Origin of the sequence: Rhizobium sp. IBUN (assembly GCF_000510625.1) — a bacterium.
Lineage (GTDB): Bacteria > Pseudomonadota > Alphaproteobacteria > Rhizobiales > Rhizobiaceae > Rhizobium > Rhizobium altiplani.
The window spans coordinates 1-18,019 of record NZ_AZNV01000026.1 but is presented as its reverse complement, the minus strand read 5'-3'; the positions used below and the strand labels follow the sequence as shown (position 1 = coordinate 18,019).

Below are 18,019 nucleotides of genomic sequence, written 5' to 3'. Positions count from 1 at the left end.
GCCGAAGGGCCCTTCTACTGCGAGCGAATTGATGATCCCTCAAGAAGCAGTGTTAATGGCGCGCTCAAATAGTCATGACGTTTTTAACGATCGCGCCTGCACACGCTCCCGCCAGATGATGAAGAGACCGGACGCGACGATGATCAGGATGCCGATCCACTTCGAAACGTTGGGAAAATCGCCGAAGAGCGCGTAGCCGAGTACTGTTGCTGAAATGATCTCGAAATACTGGAAGGGTGCGAGCAGCGACAGCGGTGCGAGCCGGAAGGCTCGGACGATAACCATATGGGCATAGCCCGAAATCGTCCCGAGGATCAGCAGCAGAACAAGTCCCAATGCCGAGGAGGGCAAGGAGGGATGGAAATCGCCGACGCCGAGTCCATTACCCACGATCAACGCGACAGCCATGAACACGGTGCCGCCGATACCAGCCATCGTCTGCATGGTCAGCGGGGAGTCAGCAATGCCGATCGCCCGGTTCATGAAGAGATAAAGCGAGTACAGGAAGGCGCAGAAGACGGGCAACAGCGCCTTCAGGCCGAAGATCTCATAGCTCGGCTGAATGACGATCATCGCGCCACCGAACCCGACGACAATCGCCATCCACCGACGCCAGCCAACCCTGTCACCGAGGAAGATAGCCGACAGCGCCGTGAGCATGAGGGGCTCGACAAAATAGATCGCGAATACGTCCGCGAGCGGCATATATTTCACGGCAACGAAGAAGAGCAGGCTCGCCGCCCCATGGAGGGCACCGCGCAACAGATTCATCCACGGGCGCTTGGCGTGAAGCGCCTTGCGGCCGAATACCGCGAAAAGGAACGGCAGCGTGCACACGAGCTGGAAGAAGAAGCGGTAGAATGTCACCTGGCCGGGCGACATCGCCTCGACGGTCGCCATGTATTTGGCGATTGCATCCATCGTCGGCAGCACGAGCATCGCGCCTGCCATCAGGGCCATTCCCTGGAGCGAATTCTGGTGTTCGGGAGGATTGCGCATCCGTGAGATTCTATATTTGGTCCAAGCGGCTATATAGAAAGTCACGGTGCGGGTGAAGGGGGCGGAGGGCACGTTGCAACCCAATGAGCACTCAGCAGGTCGCGAACGATGCGCCGTTATCGTCGTAAGGGTAAACCTTGGTGTAGTAGTCGCGCTCGCATCGTCGGCCTATGTTCGACTGTCGCGCTGAGCCGCCGCGTGATATGTGCGCCTCTAGATCGGCGCATGGGGTCAGAATTTTTCGTTGTGGGATCGTGATGGGTCAGGAAGTTCACCTGCTGCCGCTGCTTATCAGTGTGATGGGGCTCGCTGGGATTGCCATTTGGCATATGCAGGGACAGGGACACCCGACCCAGCGCCTGATCGTTCAGATCGCAGTCTTCCTCTCAATGACGGCCGTGCTCGCCTACGCTCGCATTGTGCCGTTCCGCTTCGACCCCGCGGACCTAAACGGCGCCAACGCGTTGATGGTATCGGCCAAGATCCTCTGGTGGGTCCATTTGTCTTGGGCCGTGATCGGTTTCGTTCGTATCTACATCGTCCTGGACGGGCGGCCACGAGAGGCAAGACTGATCCAGGATCTCGTCGTCGCAATCGTCTATCTCGGGGTGCTGTTGTCCATCATGGCGTTTGTTTTCGGCGTGCCGATCGGAACGCTGCTGGCAACCTCTGGCGTCATCGCCATCATTCTCGGTCTTGCCCTACAGAGCACCTTGAGCGACGTATTTTCCGGCATCGCTCTCACACTGGGGCGCCCCTATGTCATCGGAGACTTCATTTACTTGAGCGATGGCACCGAGGGACGTGTTGTCGCCACCAACTGGCGCTCGACTTACCTTTTGACAGGCGCTCATAACATCGTGGTGCTGCCCAATAGCGTCCTGGCCAAGCTGGGGCTGACGAATGTTAGCCGGCCGGACGAGAACCATCAAATCGACCTGTCGATACGGGTTGCCCCGACACACATGCCCCGAACTATTGTCGAAGTGATGCGCACCGTGCTCGACAGCTGCAACCTCATCGTGAAGCAGCCGCCCCCAAACGTCGTGCTTGCCGGCATTGACGGCAGCGCAGTGACTGTCGAACTGCAATTTCGCGTCACCAGCCCGGCACAACGCGGTGCAGCGCGAACCGAAGTCATCGACCTCGTATATCGTCATTGCAAGGCGAACGGCCTGCAGTTGGCGTTCCCCCCGGAAAGCCCACTTGCAGGAGACTACCTAAGAAGCGCGCTGCGTCCCGCGATGCCCCCGGCGCAGAGCCTCATCGACGCCATTTCGATCTTCTCATTGCTGAGCCAGGAAGAGCGCAACGTCCTCGCCGCGTCCGCCAGCCGACGAACCTTTTCCCCGGGGGCCGAAATCGCCCAGGAAGGGGGTCGTCTCGCCAGCCTCATGATCGTACGCGCGGGCATCATCGCAATGAGGAAGGGTGACGAGGAAGTGGCGCGGTTGGCCCCTGGAGACTTTTTCGGGGAACAGGGATCGCTCGCCGGCTTGGCAGAGCAACATGGGCTCTATGCGGTAACGCGCGTAACCGTCTATGAGATCGACCAGACTGCTTTTGCGCCGCTGCTGCGTGAACGACCGGAACTCGCCGAAGACCTGGCTGCCCATCTTGCTCATCGCGAAGGGTTCGGGGTGCATTCCGGCGTACTGACAATCCACAATGAGCGGCGCAGACTGGATTTGCTCAAAGGAATTCGGTCGATTTTTCGCGTGCACCGGGAACACCTGAACCCTTGAGGATCGATCAAGGCGCCCCCATCCCAATCGAAGCCTAGTGTGTTTTTGACACCGCGGTCGGGTACCCGCGGTGGCGTGCCCGGTCATGTTCGCTCTGCGGCAAGAGTCAAGCGGCCCATCGGATCGGCCCAAACCGGCGCGGTCGGTTCGGCAAACCTTCGTATAGATTTGGCAAACCTTCGTATATCTATTGCGCCCCATGCCCGTCGCATAGGATCGGCTTCGGTCACAATCAATGACGTCAACGAAGGAGAAATGCCATGCGAAGGCTCGCAAGTGGCTTGCTTTGGGCAGCGCTGATGGCTGTGCCTGCCGTAGCCGCGGATAAACCCCACAATGCCAAGGTCTCAATCGTATTCGACCATGTGCTCCCGAACGTACCCGGAAGAAGCGTGCGCGGCGTGCTCGTCGAATACGGTCCCGGCGGCTCCAATCCCTCGCATACACACGCCAAAAGCGCCTTCATTTACGCCACCGTGATCGAAGGCAGCATCAAGAGCCAGGTCAACGATGGCCCGGTCAAGGTCTACAAGACCGGTGAAAACTGGATCGAGGTCTCCGGCGATCACCATAAGGTCAGCGCGAATGCGAGCAACACGAAGCCTGCGAAGATTCTTGCCGTCTTCGTCGTCGACACGACCGAGACGGAGCTGACGACCCCCGACAAGTAGCCGTTGCGGTGGGGTGGCAGGAGGCGACGGCAGTGCCGCCTGCTACTGCCTCAATCTCAAAACCTGAGATGTCCTCGGTGGATATCCAACCCTCAAGGAATAGAACCATGAAAATCGTCATCATCGGAGGCACGGGCCTCGTTGGAACGAAAGTTGCAGAGCGCCTGCGCAAGCAGGGACACGATGTAGTGCAGTCGTCCCCGTCGACCGGGGTCAACACACTCACAGGCGAGGGACTCGGCGACGTACTTGCCGGCGCGAACGTCGTACTCGACGTCACCAACTCGCCGTCATTTGAGCCGAGTGCCGTTCTCTCGTTCTTCCAAAGTTCCACAACAAACCTGCTCAAAGCAGAGCGCGCGGCAGGCGTCGGCCACCACGTCGCGCTTTCCATCGTTGGCATCGAGAGATCGCCCGAGAACGGTTACTTCCGGGCCAAGGTTGCTCAGGAAGATCTCATCAAGAAGGGTGGCATCCCATACACCATCGTCCGCTCCACCCAGTTCCTCGAATTCCTGGGCGGGATCGCCGATAGCGCCACAGTCGATGGGACGGTCCACGTTTCACACGGCGCGTTCCAGCCAATTGCTGCGGACGAGGTTGCAGGCTTCGTCGCTGAGGCCGCTTCTGGTGCTGCCGAGAACCGAACCATCGAAATCGCAGGGCCTGAGAAGAAGCCCCTGAGTGATTTCGTTAAGGGCTATCTCACCGCAATCGGCGACAAGCGAACGGTCGTCGTCGATCCCCAGGCCAGGTACTTCGGTTCGCTAGTCGATGACCAGTCCTTGGTTCCTCTCGGACCAGCCAAGCTTGGCAAGCTGGACGTCAAAACGTGGTTTGCACAACGTCCCCAGGCTGCTGCCTGACCAGATGCGGCCTGGCGGCACCCCGCCGCCGGGCCTGCGTTTTTGAACGCGGGAGATTGCCGGGAGAAGGAAGATGGTCGAACTGCCTCGCCAGGATACCTTCGAGAAAACCGCCGAGACTGACAGAGGAACCACCGATGGGACCCCTGTCGATACGTTGAAGCCGACAGTGCCAGCGAAGTCGAACAGGAGCCTCTGGAAGAGACTATCTCTCGCCTTGGTCCTGCTAGCAGGCGCGGCGTTTGGTGTTCGATACGGCCATTACTATTGGACAGTCGGGCGCTTCATCGAGTCTACCGACAACTCCTACGTGAAGGCCGACTACACGACCGTCGCCCCCAAAGTGGCCGGCTATATCAAGGACGTGCGGGTCAGCGACAATGACCCAGTCACAGCCGGTCAGGTTCTCGCAACAATCGATGATCGCGATTTCCAGATCGCTCTCAACTCGGCACGCGCAGACTTGCAAGGTGCGGAGGCCGCCATTGCCAACCTGGATGCGCAGATTGAACTTCAGGCATCCGTGATCGAGCAGGCGAGGGCCTCAGTCGATGTCTCCAAAGCATCCTACAACTTTGCAAAATCCGATGCGGCGCGAAATGCGCGGCTGACATCAAATGGGTCCGGTACTCTGTCGCGCGCCGAACAGAGCCAGTCCATACTGGATCAGGCGTCTGCAGCGGTAGAGCGCGATCGGGCCGCGTTTGTTGCCGCACAGAACAAAGTGCGAGTCCTTAGGACACAACGCGACCAGATCGTAGCCCAGCGAGATCGAGCCGAGGCGGCCGTCCAGCAGGCCAAACTCAACCTTTCCTACACGAGCATTGTTGCAGCAGTCGACGGAACCGTTGGTGCGCGGTCGATCCGTGTTGGCCAGTTCGTCTCGTCCGGCACCCAGCTCATGGCGGTGGTTCCGCTCCATGCCGTGTATGTTGTCGCGAACTTCAAGGAAACCCAACTCACTTACGTTCGCCCCGGCCAAACCGTCGAGATCAGGGTCGACAGCTTTCCGGATCTTACGGTGAAGGGTCACGTCGACAGCATCTCGCCCGCCAGCGGCCTGGAATTTTCGTTGCTTCCACCCGACAACGCGACCGGAAACTTCACCAAGATCGTGCAGCGCATTCCGGTCAAGATCCTCATTGATGACGAGGGTGTCGCCGGCAAGCTCCGGTCCGGAATGTCGGTGGAGCCTGAAGTGGATACCAAGGCCACCCGGATGTCGGAAGGAATATGAGGATCGGTGCTTCCATGGTCGTGATCGGCAGTCATTGGAAGCCCGAAGGAGTGAGGTCTCATGGCTACTCTTCTGGTCCCTGCCAACAGCAATCAGCAGTTTGCGAAATCGGCCGAGCCCGCGCTGAGTGCTTTTCGGATGTGGTGCGCGGTGGTCGGCTCAACGCTCGGCGCGTTCATGGCCGTCCTGAACATTCAGATTGTCAACGCATCACTGGCAGACATCCAGGGAGCCATAGGAGCCGGGAAGGACGATGGAGGGTGGATATCGACCTCCTATCTGATCGCCGAGATTGTCGTTATTCCCCTCACGGGCTGGCTGGCGCGCGTCTTTTCTGTCCGCACCTATCTCCTAGTCAACGCCGCCCTGTTTCTGGTCTTCTCGGTTACCTGTGCCTTTGCAGCTAACCTGCAACAGATGATCGTGCTGCGCGCGATCCAGGGCTTTACCGGCGGCGTCCTCATCCCCATGGCATTCACCATCATCATCACGTTGTTGCCGAAACCCAAGCAACCGATCGGCCTCGCGCTGTTTGCGCTGTCGGCAACCTTTGCTCCCGCCATAGGACCGACGATCGGGGGCTACCTGACGGAAAACTACGGTTGGGAGTTCATCTTCTACGTCAATCTGGTTCCGGGATTACTCATGATTGCAATGCTCTTCGTATCTCTGGAGCCCACCCCGATGAATTTGGGTCTGCTTGCCAAGGGCGACTGGCCGGGCATCGTGATGATGGCCGTTGGATTGGCAGCCTTGCAAACGGTGCTCGAGGAAGGGAACAAGGAAGACTGGTTCGGATCCGACTTCATCGTTCGGCTATCGGTCATTGCCGTGGTGTCGCTTACGCTGTTTCTCATCATCGAGATAAAGTCGGCTCACCCACTTCTGAACCTGCGGCTGCTCCTGCGCCGCAATTTCGGTTTCGGTGTCGTTGCCAATTTTCTGCTGGGAATGGCACTCTACGGTTCGGCCTTCATCCTGCCGATCTATCTCTCACGGGTTCAAGGATACAATTCGGAGCAGATCGGGGCCGTTCTTGCCTGGACGGGCATACCGCAGCTTCTGCTCATCCCGCTTGTACCGCGGATGATGAAGGTCTTCGACGTCCGTTTGCTGATCGTCGTCGGATTCAGTCTATTTGCGGCTTCGAACTTCATGAATGTCTATATGACCGCTGACTATGGAAGCGACCAGCTTTTCTGGCCGAATGTCGTGCGTGCGGTCGGACAGGCGCTCGTCTTCACGCCGCTTTCGGCGATTGCAACAGCGGGTATCGAAGAGCAGAACGCCGGATCGGCGTCTGCTCTGTTCAACATGATGCGCAATCTCGGCGGCGCTGTCGGAATTGCTTCCCTGCAGACTTTCCTGACGAAGAGGGAGCAATTTCACTCCAACATTCTGACCAATGCGGTCAGCGCCTTTGAGGAAGCGACTCGTAATCGTGTCGCGCAGTTGACGGCCTATTTCATGAGCCACGGCGTCAGCGACCAAGCAACGGCAACACACAAGGCCGTTGTCGCGATCGCGCTCAGAGTCAGGAAACAGGCCAACATCATGGCCTTTAGCGATACTTTCTTCCTGTTGGGGGTGGCACTCGTCGTGGCCTTGCTTGCCTCGCTCCTGCTGAAGAAGCCCGGCCAGCTCTCCGAGGGTGGGGCGCACTGACTGCTACAGCCGACTGTGTAAGCTTGGAGCAAGCTGAAGTTGCAACTTATCTTCCACATCACGTCGATATGGAGGAATGAAAAACGTGCGAGTAAATTCTGATAGTTCGGTCTACAGCCTCATGATGCCAACGTCGCGTAAAGCGCCGTCTGTTTCCGACGAGAAGCTGCAAGTTGTGTCGGCGCCCAAGGCCCCGGCCGTTCGTTCGGACGATCAGCTCATCGATGATTTTTACGCGCGCCTGACCAAACAGCAGCTCGATTGGGCCGACAGCAACAAGGACAGCACTGTCACCAAGAGCGAATACATGGATTCACAGGCACGCCTTGCGAAGATCGACAATCGTGTGTTCGATCCTGCAACCGCCGAGCAGTATTGGAACAAGCTCGATCCCACCGGCAAAGGATGGCTCGACGAAAGCGAGTTGCGCGAAGGTTACGAGAACCTCCTACCGGTCAGTGTCGGACATCTGGATGCGAACTACGCCGAGCGTCTCCGCACGAGGCAGGGGTAGCGTCCATCGAGACCGCGAATTTCCCGTGATCTCTCACGCGACATCTTGCACGGACATGCTCGTGAACAGCCACTCGTGGAAGGAAAGCGTCCCTGTTGCGATGATGCAAGAGGGTAGAAGGCCGTCCTTCGAGAGGGCAACGCCGAAATAGCGGGCAGTAGGGTCGAGGACGACCGGACGGGGGTCTTCCGCGGCGGTAAGAAGCTCCTGCGCGATTTCCACCAGTTCAAAAGCTTCAGGGCCGCCGATCTCAACAATTGAGTTCGACGGCTTCGCGGTCGCCAAGTTGGTAATCGCGCCAGCCGCTTCGTCGGCAGCTATCGGTTGGACACGAACAGAAGGCACTCTCAGCGTTTCGTCCACGGCGCTTGCATCGACAATCCCATTGAAGAACTCGAACATCTGCGTCGAGCGTGCAATCGTGAACGGCAACCCGGAGGCTCGTATCAGGTTTTCCTGCACCAGCTTTGCGCGAAAATAGTCGTTCTCCACCAGTCGATCGACAGCAACAACCGACAGCGCAAGGTAGTGTGTCACTCCGGAAGCTTTCGCGGCGGACAGAAGGTTGCCGCTTGTTTTCCTGAAGAAGTCGAGTGTATCTGTCTCTCCGAATGATCCGGTATTCGTCACGTCAATGACGACATCTGCTCCGGACAGTGCACGTTCCACGCCTTCACCCGTGTAGGCGTTGACGCCTGTGCTCGTAGAGGCTCTTGTGATGTCGAATCCATCGCGTTCAAGGATGCGAGCGATCTTGGATCCCATCATGCCGGTTGCGCCGATAACCGCGATCTTCATCTCATGCCCCTCGTAGTTTGCTGTCTCATTCGATCCGTCTCGATTTTTGGGGTGCTGTTAGGTTCGGTTGTTGGTCGAAGAAGGTCAATGCAAACCAAGGTTTGGGGTGATCGGGCCGGCACTGTCGCCGGTCGTTGCGGCTCCCTAGGTCGCCCCCGAGACGTAAACCAAGGTTTACCATCCCAGGATCTCTAACTCGTGATAAGTTGGCGGTGAGCACAATTCCGCGAGCGGCGAACCCATCACGGGAGGGGCGAGCGGGAACCGGCCCTTCAACATCGGGAGTGCGATTGGTGAGCGTTCGCCTTTTAGTCGAGGTGAGATCATGGAAAGCCTGGCAACGAAGGCGGATTTATCCGCCGAACCTATCGTTCACGTCATCGACGACGACAAGGAGATCCGGGAGTCTTTGCTCGATCTCTTCATGATCACGAACAGGCGCGCCTCTGCCTACTCCACCGGTCCTGATTTCCTTAAGACTGTTGACACGACCGCGCCCGGTTGTGTCGTGGTCGACCTTCGAATGCCCGAAGGCAGCGGCTTGGATGTCCAAAGCGAACTCATCAGCATGGGAAGCAGGATGCCCGTGATATTTCTGACCGGCCACGCGGACGTTCGGGCGAGCGTCAGAGCCATGAAGGCGGGAGCCACCGATTTCATCATGAAGCCATTCGTCAACCGGGATCTACTCGATGCCGTGGATCACGCAATTCAACTGGACGGCGAAAGACGAAAGATTGAAGCCGAACAGGCTCATGTCCGGTCACTGGTCGACACGCTGACCCCGCGAGAGCATGAGGTCATGCTTGCCGTTGTCAGTGGGCTTATGAACAAACAGATCGCCTTTGAACTCGGGATCAGCGAGATGACTGTGAAGCTCCATCGGATGAGCGTGATGCGAAAGATGCAGGCTCGCTCTCTTGCCGACCTTGTTCGCAGGGTCGAGAAGCTCCAGACCCGTTGATCCGGCGGTACGAAACGACGACGCCGGAACACCCGTCAGCCTCCAGCGCAGAATACTAATGGCTGAGATATTCGAACTGCCGAACCAACTCCGCCAGGGACGCCGCCCGCATCTTTTTCATGGCACGCCCACGATGGAGCTTCACCATGATCTCGCTGATGCCGAGTTCAAAGGCGATCTGCTTGTTCATCAACCCGCTCACGACGAGTCCGATGATCTGGACTTCGCGTGGGGTGAGGGTGGCAGCTCGCTCCAGTATTTCTTTGCGATACGCTCGCTGGGTCTGCCGCTCCCGATCGATGGTGAACGCCGTTTTGATCGCCTCGACAACCTCGTGTCGCTGCAACGGTTTTGGCAGAAAGTCCACGGCGCCCGCCTTCATGGCATTGACGCTTGTCGTCACGTCCCCGTGTGCCGTCATGAAAACCACGGGAAGGTCATATCCACGTGTCTTCAGTTCCTTCTGGAATTCGATGCCGTTCAGATCGGGCAGTCGCACGTCAAGAAGAATGCAGCCACCCGCATCCTGCGAGGCTTGGCTGAAGAAATCGAGGGCCGCATCGAAGCCCAAGGCGTGAATTCCAAGTGACTCGAGCTGATCAATAAGTGAAATGCGAAATTGCTCGTCGTCTTCCACCACATGGACGGTCTGCTGAACCAGAGGTTCGCCTGTCTGCATAGTAGGATTGGCCATGAACGTCCCCCGGACAGCTCATTTGCTCATGGTATATTAGCCATCGCAATTTTCGCAGACAAGTAAGCGAATGTTGCATGAGGAAGCTCCGAGCGCTTTCTGCACCGCGGGCCTTGCTGGTGGCTATCCTCTTGGAAACGGGAGGAACCGGAAATAGCAACAGGCCTGAACCTTCTGTTATAGTGGGACGATGGACAGTTTCGAGTGCGGGATATGGAGCGGAATGGGGCAAGAGGCTGGCCTACAAATACGACGCCGATCGGCAACGTTTCCTTGACGGACTGCGCTGCGCCGGCCTCCCAGAATAGCATTTTGAGTAGGTGTTTCGCGCATTTAGGCGCCGCAGCCTCAGTTCTGCTCGTTCCAATATCTTTGCCAGAGGTCGAGCCTGGGCTTCAGCGGATCGGGCCCTACGATCGCGCCGTCGTTGGTGAAGTTGATGAGTTTATCGGTATTGGGGTCGTAGATGGGCCAATATGGCCGTGAGCCACCATTGGGATCGCCCTTTCTTGCAAAATCGACCCAATAGCCACTCGCAAGTGCGGCCATGGCCCAGTCGGCAGGCGTAACCTTGTCTTTCACCAATGCGGCTGGGATGTCGAACATATACGGAATCTCAAAGCCGTGCGGAGTGCCTTTCCATTTCGGATCATCGCGCAGCGCCTCGGCGACATAGGAGAAGCGATACCACCAGGTCGGCTGACCTGCTCGGATCATCTCGTCAGCGAGATGGCGAGACGGCTCAACGAGCGTCTTGTCTGCGAAAAGCTGCTGTCTGAGCTCTTCGAGCGTCTCTCGGTTCCCGGGGTCATAAAGCGCGCGAGCCTCTGCCGCAGCCTTCCCGAATATCTGGAACAGGTCGTCTTTCGTCGCGGCCTGGCCGATACCAAGATCACGACTATTCGCTCCGACAATGACGGGCACTGGCGCTTGACGTCCTGCTGCGAAGGCCGCCTCGGGCGTTTCGAGCAAAAACCGTCCATCAAGGATAGGTCCTGAAATGCCGATGACCGGCTTGCTTGTCGACATTCCCGCCAGCGCCTCTGGTGCCGATGCACCCTCGGTCAGCTTTTCAGCAGGTAGCGCCCGGAGCGCTGCGAGAGCGCCGGAATCGGTGCCAGTGATTCCGAGAGAGTCGGCAAAGTCCAACGCGGCTTTCTCCGCTTGCTTCAGCGATGACAGCGGCAAGCTTTGGGCACGCGCCGTGGGAGCGCCCGGCGACTGCAAAATGGCTGCCTGGAAGAGCCCTCGCGACAAAGGCGACACCATGTGAGCCATCACCGAGCCGCCGCCTGCTGACTCTCCGAATATGGTCACCCTCTTCGGATCGCCGCCGAAGGCCTTGATGTTCTGTTGCACCCATTTCAAGGCTGCAAGCTGGTCCATGTAACCATAGTTACCGACCGGTTCATCAGGAGATTCCTCTATGAGCCCAGGATGAGCGAAGAAACCCAACCGTCCCAGGCGGTAGTTCAAGCTGACGAACACAACTCTCTGCGCGGCGAGCTGGTCGCCGGGGTACTGAAGGGTATTCCCGTGTACAAGAGCGCCGCCGTGTATCCAAACCATAACCGGAAGCGGTGTCCTGGAACGTTTGACTGGTGTCCAGATGTTGAGAGTCAAACAGTCCTCGGACTTTGGCAAATCATCGGCCTGCACGCATGAGGGACCGAAGTTCCGCGATTCCCTGACGCCATTCCATTTCGACACCGGTGTTGGATTGCGCCATCGCAGATTACCAACAGGCGGAGCGGCGTAGGGTATGCCTTTGAAGCTAATGACCGTGCCTGTCGTCTCACCTCGCAGCATTCCGCTGTCGATTTGAACGGTATCGTCTGCAGCATCAGTTCTTGGTGCAAAGATCATCTGACACGTTGCGACCGCCAAAACGACCAAGAATTTGCTACTGCGGTCTACGGGCACCATCCCCTCCAATCACCAGATTCTGACGGTCTGCAGGTAAAAATACTCCCCTCTGGCGACATCAAAAAGCGTTCATCCGCTCACGACAAATGCTGTGCTAACGCACCCATTTCGCGTGCGTCGTGTCTGCGTGCATCTGATCGCGGACGCTTCACCTCAAACATGATGCTTGAAATATTGCACCTCGCGCTCGTGCTTCTCAGCCGCTTCGCGTGATTTGAACGTGCCGAGATTTTTGCGCTTATGGGTCTTTGGATCGACCTTGCGTGAATAGAGCCGATACTCGCCGGATTTCAGCCTACGGATCATGACAGCCTCCTTCGTGGTAGTCCGTAAATTCCAAAAAGACTTGAAGGTTCCCGTTTGCTGCGGTGGCATGAGATGTCCCGCTTGCCGGCGTAACTCACACGTTGGGCGGGTGCGCGCGACCAGCGGCAACAGGAGATTACTCTTTTCTTCAAACACTCGTGATCGGAACGCCACTCGGTTGGACTGAACCCTAAAGCGGGCGTAAAAAGCAGTGCGAGCAACTACAGTGCCGCTCAGGGGAGAGCAAACGATGGCGCCGGGCCTTGCTACAGCTGCTAATTCGCCCATAGGAGCCGCCAAGACCGTCGAGAAACTGTCAGGCAATGGCTGGGCTATGGATGCCAGCGGGAGGTGGACCTATCTGTCCCATGATCTGCAGCTCGCGCTCGCGAAGACCCCGGAAGACCTGAATGCGTGGTGGAGTGAAGGAGAGGGGGCCTGGAAGCAGCTGGTTCACCCCGACGACTTCGAACGTGTTGCCGGGGAGTGGCGGCATTGCCTTCGGTCAGGGTATCCGTTTGATAGTGAATTCCGCATCAGACGCAGGACCGGCTTTGGTTGGGTACGAAGCTCCGGTCGATCCATCCTGGACGACTCTGGCGACATTGTTGGCTGGTACGGAACCTCGCTCGATATCGATAGCGACCGAAAAACTGTCGACGCCTTGCATGACCGGGAGCTCGAACTCTCGCTGTTGGTGGATTCCGTACCGAGCCATCTTTGGCGGCTGACACCCGAGGGAGAACCGAGCTTCTTCAACAAGAGAATGATCGACTATCTCGGCCGGGACGTCAGCGATATCCAGATTCCTGGCCTCAGCCGGCTGGACGCCATGATCGAGATGGCAATTCATCCGGAAGATGCGGAAGAGTTCGGCGGCGCACTCAATCAGAGCCTGGTAACAGGCGAGAGCTTCTTCATGAGATATCGCCTGCGTCGCCATGACGGCGTTTACAGGTGGATGTCCAGCCGTGCGGAATCGGTGCGAGACCACGATGGCCGCATCGTCCAATGGTACGGCCTCTGTCACGACGTCAACGATCAGGTCGCCACCGAGGAGGCGCTCAGGCGAAGCGAATGGCACCTGCAACGCTTGATCGATGCCTTGCCGGTCCACATCTGCAGTTGGACAGCAGCGGGAGAGCTTTCTTACGTAAGCAAGCGCTTTCTCGAAGAAGCCGGATTGTCGAAGGCGAGCTTTTCGGAGTTCGCGAAGGCCGCGCTGGACTTGATCCATCCGGACGACGTCGCGCAGGTTCGAGGTCAGGCTCTCCAATGCATTCAGAAGGGCGACGCATTCTCAATGAGATATCGCCGACGACGGAAAGACGGAACTTTTCGTTGGACGGCCGACAGGTTCGAGCCCCTGCGCGGTACTAACGGCACTATTGTTGAATGGTATGGCCTTTCAGTTGATGTCGATGAGGAGATGCGGATTCAACAGTCGCTGCGGGAGAGCGAGCACTCTCTTCATCAGCTGGTGGAGACACTGCCGGCACTCATCTACTGCCTGGCCCCTGATGGCAGGCCGATCTATCGCAGCCAGAAGCTGAGCGAATATCTGGGCTTCAGGATTGAGGAAGATGCAGAAACCGGCAAGAGCCTCCACGCCACCTTGGAAGCGATCATCCATCCCGAGGACCTCCCCGCCGTTAAGAGAAAATACAGCCAGTCGCTGCCGACAGGAAAGCCGTACGCGATGAGGCACCGAATGCGGCGGTTCGACGGAGAATATCGCTGGATGGAGACCCGGGCACTGGCGATGTACAATGCGGAAGGTGAAATCGTTCAATGGAACGGCGTGTGCCTCGACATCGACGATTGGCTTCGTGCGCAGGAGGAACTGCGACTAGCCCAGAGGAACCTTGCCAGGGCCAGCCAGGCGGCAAGCCTGGCTGAGCTCACCGCATCGATCGCGCACGAGATAGGTCAACCGCTCGCGGCGATGATCTCCAGTTCCGACGCGTGCCAGCAGTGGCTGAACGCAGAACCACCGAATATGGAGCGAGCCCAGAAGGCGCTGGATCGTGTTGTGAGAAGTGCGAATACCGCGACGGATGTCGTGAACCGCATTCGGGCGCTTTTCAAGCATTCCGACGACTCACGTCGTGTCAACGCATTTGGTAACGTGGTTACCGAAGCGCGCGACCTGATGGCAGAAGAGGCACTGAGACGAGGCGTCCGGATAAACTCGCGTATCGACAGCGATCTTCCGCCGCTGTTCTTCGATCACATTCAAATCCAGCAGGTCCTCGTCAATCTTATCCGGAATGCGATGGAAGCGATGGATGCGGCTCCAGATCGCCGCCTCCTGCAGCTGCGCGTGCGCCGTGATGAAGACTGGGTTCACACGGAGATCACCGACAATGGTCCGGGCGTCGACAATCCTGACCGCATTTTCGAGCCGTTTTTTACGACAAAGGGGCAGGGGATGGGAATGGGGCTGGCGATCTGCAGGTCGATTCTCGAATCCCATGGCGGGAGAATCTGGGTTGAGAAAAATGATCCGAATGGCGCAAAATTCGTCTTCTCGCTACCGGTGAAAGCCGAGGCGGCCCGGGCGTCATAGCCTTCCTAAAGGTTCCGATCGCTCAGACCGTGACTGCCGCTTCAATGGCTGAGCGGAGTTCGCCACCGGCAAATGGTTTGAAAAGACAGGTACCCGTGCGTTTTGCTTCTTTGATAAGCGCATCCTGAGCATGACCGGTCATGAACACAACAGGTATGGTGATGTTCCGCCGTCGTAGCTCATTGCAGAGGTCGATGCCACTCATGCCAGGCATCGAAATATCGAGGACAAGACACTTCGTATCCCGGATTCGGGGGAATGCGAGGAAATCGGCAGCCGATGCGAATGTCACCACGGAATAGCCAGACACCTCCAGCAGATCGAGCAGCGATTCCCTCACTGCTTCGTCGTCATCTATGATCGCAATTAGCGTCGGATGCATGTTCTTCGTTTTCTGATCAGCACAAACCTGGTGGTTGCTTGCCGGACGTGACTTCCTTCCGGCTGTCCATGTCGTTTTGTCGAAGGATGAATGAGAAAGTGGTGCGCCGGTTCAGATGCGATGCCGTGCGCCCGTTCAACGGGTCTGCGGCGCAACCCGATCCGCTCAAGAACTTGTGCTCCCTAGGTAGCCGCCCGTCCGGGTTTGGTGCGACCCAGACGGCCAAGGCACCATTCAGGGCGCTCGCCCGGCGGCAAACGCGTTGGCTATCTACCCGCAGCAGGTCAACGAGGACGTCAATCGATCCTAAATGCGAGCAGGCTGAATCTCTGATGCTATCCAGGTCCAGCTGAACAGGATCGTTGTTTCGGTCAGAGGTCACTTGTGTTGTGGATGACATAGCTTCTCACGCTCTCGATTAGGTCGTATCATGAGCCTGAGGATACAACTCCCGTAAGGTTATGCGGACAGCGCGAAGGCAAAGAGCCTTTTGGCAACCTTGTTTGAAAGCACGTGCTTTTTCCGGATTTAGATTACGCCGATAAGTAGGCGCTCGCATCCCCAACACAAGTATATCTTGAGGGTCTGGTGCGTTCGGCCATGACGGCTAATCGCGCCATGAGTGCGCTCTTTTGCGCGATCTTTTGAGGATCCCGTGAATCGCTAAGGACGTGTCGTCAACAGGGCGGCGGCTCGCCCGAATCAAGCAGGGGAATGCCAGAACACCACAGTCGCTGCAAAGATGAGAGCCGTGCTTACCACAGCAGGAGGTAGCAGCCGATATCGACTGACTCCGTTGGAAACAGAGCCTCATGGCCTGCCAGGTGGCGTCGTCGCAAATCTATGCAAAGATTGTGAGGAGCTCTAAACGCTGGGCCACAAATGCGCCTCAGCAGGTTCAATGCTATCAATCCCATTGGGATTGAATGGTGCGGTCGAGAAGACTCGAACTTCCACGGGTTGCCCCACAGCGACCTCAACGCTGCGCGTCTACCAATTCCGCCACGACCGCATCGTGGTAGGTGCCGATTTGTGCCGGCGGGGCAGCATGTAGCAAAAGCATTTCGGGTACACAAGGGCGATATGACAGATTTTTTCAAAAGAAATCACAGCATTTGAATCGTGCTCGAAACGGGACCATATAGGCCTTCGCAGCGCTGCCTCCGCAGTCGCAGCACAAGGAATGGCCATGCTACGCAAAGATCTTGAATTCTCCATGATGCCCCGAGAAGGCTCGCGGCCGGTCCGATGGCGGATCGCCGACGGTCTCGTGCCCTATGAGGAGGCTGTGGAAAACATGGAGCGCGAGGTCGCGGCGATCGCAGACGGCGGTGACGAGCTCGTCTGGCTCGTGGAGCATCCGCCTCTCTACACGGCGGGGACGAGCGCTGATGCCAAAGACCTGGTCCAGCCCGACCGGTTCCCCGTCTTCGCAACAGGACGCGGCGGTGAATATACCTATCACGGGCCGGGCCAGCGTGTTGCATACGTGATGCTGGACCTGAAGCGCAGGCGTCAGGACGTGCGTGCCTTTGTTGCCGCGCTCGAGGAAGTGGTCATTCGCACGCTTGATTCGATGAACGTCCGCGGCGAACGGCGCGAGGACCGCGTCGGTGTCTGGGTTCGCAGGCCTGACAAGGCGGCTCTACCCGACGGCACGATGGCAGAAGACAAGATTGCGGCACTGGGGATCCGGCTGCGGAAATGGGTGACCTTTCATGGATTGTCGCTGAACGTCGAACCCGATCTCGATCACTTCAGTGGAATCGTTCCATGCGGGATTTCCGCCCATGGCGTCACGAGTCTGGTCGACCTCGGCCTGCCGGTCATGATGACTGATGTCGACATCCGGCTTCGCGAGGCATTCGAATCGGTTTTTGGTGAGACAGTCACCGAGGGGTGACGCAATAAAGAAAGGGCCGGATGACCGGCCCTCGGCAATCGATTGCTATTTGTCGCCGATGTCGCGGCAGGCATCGGTATGTGACGCTCCGCTATCGCCGCCAGCCGTATGCACCCCGGAGTTCGTCCTCATGTAGTCGCAGTCGGGCAGTCGCCTGACGCTTCCCGTTGTCATCCTGTCGACGGGAGCCGACATCCGGGCTGGCGCAAATCCGTCGCTGTCATTCGTGTAGTCGGAAGAGTATTCCGGTGCCTTGCGGTTGGCGTAGTGAATTGGCTTTTTCGCCGTCATCTGGACGGGCGCAAACCCGTCGCTATCGTTGCTGTAGTCGTTCGAGTACTGTTGGGCAAAGGCTGCACTTCCTAGGCCGAGGCTGAGGACAAGAACGGAAGCGGCGGCCGCAAATCTGAAACGCATGGGATAACTCCTCAATTCATCGTTGCATTGACAACGACACCAAACCCTCGGCAGGACTTAGTTCGCGCTCAAATTGCGGCAAGAATGCGGGCAAAAAATCACACGAACGGTGCCGTTTTATCAAATGAAATCACAGATCCGCGACCGAAATTGACCGTTTCGTGATGGAACATTCTCTCTCATTCGGAAAGCGCGCGCTTCCGGATTTACACAACCATAAGCAGATTAATTGTCCACGCAGCCGCCGCTACTTTCGTAACTTCTCCCACCGTTTGACCAGCCGCTCGCGCTTGAGCCTGGAAAGGCGCTGTATCCAAAAGATGCCGTCGAGCTGGTCAATTTCGTGCTGGATGCAGACGGCGA

General features: G+C 57.7%; 17 protein-coding genes and 1 tRNA gene. 9 read left to right on the top strand and 9 right to left on the bottom strand.

The window, feature by feature from the left end:
• Positions 1-72: 72 nt before the first annotated feature.
• On the bottom strand, positions 73-999 hold the full coding sequence (locus RHIBUN_RS0121745) for a DMT family transporter (RefSeq protein WP_025661154.1): 927 nt from the start codon (positions 997-999) through the stop codon (positions 73-75).
• Between the two features lie 257 nt (positions 1,000-1,256).
• Here RHIBUN_RS0121745 and RHIBUN_RS0121740 point away from each other — a divergent pair, with 257 nt between their 5' ends.
• The 6 genes from RHIBUN_RS0121740 (at position 1,257) to RHIBUN_RS0121715 (ending at position 7,697) form a co-directional block, all read left to right on the top strand.
• Positions 1,257-2,744, top strand: a complete 1,488-nt coding sequence (locus tag RHIBUN_RS0121740) for a mechanosensitive ion channel domain-containing protein (protein ID WP_025661153.1) — start codon at positions 1,257-1,259, stop codon at positions 2,742-2,744.
• A gap of 260 nt (positions 2,745-3,004) precedes the next feature.
• The gene (locus RHIBUN_RS0121735) at positions 3,005-3,415 is read left to right on the top strand and encodes a cupin domain-containing protein (protein ID WP_025661152.1); all 411 of its coding nucleotides are present in this window, start codon (positions 3,005-3,007) and stop codon (positions 3,413-3,415) included.
• A 107-nt stretch (positions 3,416-3,522) separates the two neighbouring features.
• Positions 3,523-4,281 (top strand): SDR family oxidoreductase, encoded by a 759-nt coding sequence (locus RHIBUN_RS0121730; protein WP_025661151.1) that lies wholly within the window; start codon positions 3,523-3,525, stop codon positions 4,279-4,281.
• A 73-nt stretch (positions 4,282-4,354) separates the two neighbouring features.
• Positions 4,355-5,518 carry an HlyD family secretion protein gene (locus RHIBUN_RS0121725; protein WP_025661150.1) on the top strand — a complete coding sequence of 388 codons (1,164 nt, stop codon included), beginning with the start codon at positions 4,355-4,357 and terminating at the stop codon, positions 5,516-5,518.
• A 60-nt stretch (positions 5,519-5,578) separates the two neighbouring features.
• Entirely contained in the window at positions 5,579-7,183 is a 1,605-nt protein-coding gene (locus tag RHIBUN_RS0121720) for an MDR family MFS transporter (protein WP_025661149.1), read from the top strand.
• 76 nt (positions 7,184-7,259) lie between these two features.
• The gene (locus RHIBUN_RS0121715) at positions 7,260-7,697 is read left to right on the top strand and encodes a hypothetical protein (RefSeq protein WP_025661148.1); all 438 of its coding nucleotides are present in this window, start codon (positions 7,260-7,262) and stop codon (positions 7,695-7,697) included.
• 33 nt (positions 7,698-7,730) lie between these two features.
• Here the strand turns inward: RHIBUN_RS0121715 and RHIBUN_RS0121710 are convergent, their stop codons facing one another.
• Positions 7,731-8,495, bottom strand: coding sequence for an SDR family oxidoreductase (locus RHIBUN_RS0121710; protein WP_025661147.1), 765 nt, complete (start codon positions 8,493-8,495; stop codon positions 7,731-7,733).
• 325 nt (positions 8,496-8,820) lie between these two features.
• Here RHIBUN_RS0121710 and RHIBUN_RS0121705 point away from each other — a divergent pair, with 325 nt between their 5' ends.
• Positions 8,821-9,459, top strand: coding sequence for a response regulator (locus tag RHIBUN_RS0121705; protein WP_025661146.1), 639 nt, complete (start codon positions 8,821-8,823; stop codon positions 9,457-9,459).
• A 55-nt stretch (positions 9,460-9,514) separates the two neighbouring features.
• Here RHIBUN_RS0121705 and RHIBUN_RS0121700 read toward each other — a convergent pair whose 3' ends face one another.
• The 3 genes from RHIBUN_RS0121700 to RHIBUN_RS36485 form a co-directional block, all read right to left on the bottom strand.
• Positions 9,515-10,153 carry a response regulator gene (locus RHIBUN_RS0121700; protein WP_025661145.1) on the bottom strand — a complete coding sequence of 213 codons (639 nt, stop codon included), beginning with the start codon at positions 10,151-10,153 and terminating at the stop codon, positions 9,515-9,517.
• Between the two features lie 348 nt (positions 10,154-10,501).
• Complete coding sequence (locus tag RHIBUN_RS0121695; protein ID WP_025661144.1) at positions 10,502-12,076, bottom strand: carboxylesterase family protein; 1,575 nt, start codon at positions 12,074-12,076, stop codon at positions 10,502-10,504.
• A gap of 156 nt (positions 12,077-12,232) precedes the next feature.
• Positions 12,233-12,385, bottom strand: a complete 153-nt coding sequence (locus RHIBUN_RS36485) for a hypothetical protein (RefSeq protein WP_112647943.1) — start codon at positions 12,383-12,385, stop codon at positions 12,233-12,235.
• A 250-nt stretch (positions 12,386-12,635) separates the two neighbouring features.
• Here RHIBUN_RS36485 and RHIBUN_RS0121685 point away from each other — a divergent pair, with 250 nt between their 5' ends.
• Complete coding sequence (locus tag RHIBUN_RS0121685; RefSeq protein ID WP_025661143.1) at positions 12,636-14,954, top strand: PAS domain-containing sensor histidine kinase; 2,319 nt, start codon at positions 12,636-12,638, stop codon at positions 14,952-14,954.
• A 22-nt stretch (positions 14,955-14,976) separates the two neighbouring features.
• Here the strand turns inward: RHIBUN_RS0121685 and RHIBUN_RS0121680 are convergent, their stop codons facing one another.
• Together RHIBUN_RS0121680 and RHIBUN_RS0121675 are read right to left on the bottom strand one after the other, a co-directional pair.
• Positions 14,977-15,336, bottom strand: coding sequence for a response regulator (locus RHIBUN_RS0121680; RefSeq protein ID WP_025661142.1), 360 nt, complete (start codon positions 15,334-15,336; stop codon positions 14,977-14,979).
• Between the two features lie 927 nt (positions 15,337-16,263).
• Positions 16,264-16,348, bottom strand: a tRNA-Leu gene (locus RHIBUN_RS0121675).
• 171 nt (positions 16,349-16,519) lie between these two features.
• On the opposite strand from RHIBUN_RS0121675, the gene lipB reads away from it, so the two are divergent.
• Positions 16,520-17,239 carry a lipoyl(octanoyl) transferase LipB gene (lipB, locus tag RHIBUN_RS0121670; protein WP_025661141.1) on the top strand — a complete coding sequence of 240 codons (720 nt, stop codon included), beginning with the start codon at positions 16,520-16,522 and terminating at the stop codon, positions 17,237-17,239.
• A 45-nt stretch (positions 17,240-17,284) separates the two neighbouring features.
• On the opposite strand, the gene RHIBUN_RS0121665 is transcribed toward lipB, so the two are convergent.
• Complete coding sequence (locus tag RHIBUN_RS0121665) at positions 17,285-17,656, bottom strand: hypothetical protein (RefSeq protein ID WP_025661140.1); 372 nt, start codon at positions 17,654-17,656, stop codon at positions 17,285-17,287.
• A gap of 247 nt (positions 17,657-17,903) precedes the next feature.
• Positions 17,904-18,019: peptide deformylase (locus tag RHIBUN_RS33730; protein ID WP_037217335.1), on the bottom strand; the 116-nt coding region annotated here is incomplete at its 5' end.